The following is a 1353-nucleotide window of genomic DNA, read 5'->3' on the forward strand; positions in this document are numbered from 1 at the left end:
GCCTTGTCATCCGGCGGCGTTCCGTGGGCCGGCCCGCCTCATCTCCCGCCGATGGTCGACGTCCGTGAGCAGTTGGCCCACCTCCGCGCCGCGGTCGACGCTCTGGAATCCCAGCTCACCGCCAACCTCGCGGGCGCCCGAGACGCCACCCACCCCCTGACCCCCCACACGGGCCCGTCTGCCCACACCGACCCGGTCGCCCACACCGGCCCGGTTGTTCACGCCGGCCCGGTTGCCCACGGCGGCCCGGTTGCCCACGGCGGCCCGGTTGTTAACGCCGGCCCGGCTGTTCACGGCGGCCCGGCTGTTCACGGCGGCCCGGCTGCGGATCACGGCGTCCCGGTGGTGGTCCCCGCCCAGCCCGCCCCGGACCATGCCGCCGCCGAATCGGCCCCCGGCACGGTCCACCCCTGACCCGGGGCGCCCGCTTTGCCGCGGTTGCCGGATGGCTGAGGCCGGCAGCCAGGCGGCGCAGCGGCAGCTCCGGGCCCGCTGCGCCGGTACTTGCCGCAGCCACCTCCGGCCGTCCCAGCAGGCGGTCTACCGGTCCTGGTATGTGGTCACGCGCGGGTTTTCCCGGTGCGACACGACTCCGCGCTACGCCGCAGCCTACGCGCCGTCCCGCATCCCGAGACGACACCAGAACGCAGCACCCTCCGGCTGGTCCTCAGGGGTGTCTCGTGCTGGTTTAGCGGCTCTCAGGACCAGCTGAGCTTGCCTGGCTGGTGTTCAGGGGTGTCTCGTGCTGGTTTTAACGACCCTCAGGACCAGCCGAGCTTGCCCGGCTGGTCCTGAGGGCCGTCTCGCGTCCGGTTTGACCGCCGCCAGCGCCAGCCCGGCGGATCGAGCTGGCCGTGGTGGCCGTTATGGGGCGCTTTAACGGCTGTCAGGGCCAGCTGAGCAGCTTCGGCTGGCGCTGACGGCCCTTAAGAGCGGCGTGAGAGGACCCTCAGCACCAGCCGGGCGAGCGGTGGGCCCGGCGAGCGCTCATCGTGGTCTCGAGGCCGCTTTAACCACCACGGACGCTCGCCAAGCCGGGCCGGCGGGCGAGCGCTGATGCGGCCGTCAGGGCCAGCTGGGTGTCCGGCTGGTGGTCACGGTCGTTTCGGGCCGCTGATGCGACCGTCAGCGCCAGCCGGGCCCGCGCGGCTGGGTTCGCGAGATTGTCCGTAGTCAGGATCGCCGAGCCGAGCCGGGCCGGGCCGGGCCGGGCTGCGCTGCGCTGGGCCGCGCCAGGCTGCGCCGCGCCGCGCCGCGCCGGGCTGCGCCGGGCTGCGCCGGGCTGCGCCGGGCTGCGCCGGGCTGCGCCGGGCTGCGCCGGGCTGCGCCGGGCTGCGCCGGGCTGCGCCGGGC

General features: G+C 75.1%; 1 protein-coding gene and 1 pseudogene. One reads left to right on the forward strand and one right to left on the reverse strand.

The window, feature by feature from the left end:
• Window positions 1–6: 6 nt before the first annotated feature.
• The gene (locus tag ADL15_RS14450; protein WP_157441362.1) at window positions 7–408 is read right to left on the reverse strand and encodes a hypothetical protein; all 402 of its coding nucleotides are present in this window, start codon (window positions 406–408) and stop codon (window positions 7–9) included.
• 755 nt (window positions 409–1163) lie between these two features.
• Between ADL15_RS14450 and ADL15_RS55300 the strand changes: the two are divergent.
• A pseudogene (locus ADL15_RS55300) lies at window positions 1164–1353 on the forward strand (hypothetical protein); the annotation flags it as partial.

The sequence above is a fragment of the Actinoplanes awajinensis subsp. mycoplanecinus genome, assembly GCF_001509495.1.
GTDB classification, from domain to species: Bacteria; Actinomycetota; Actinomycetes; order Mycobacteriales; family Micromonosporaceae; genus Actinoplanes; species Actinoplanes palleronii.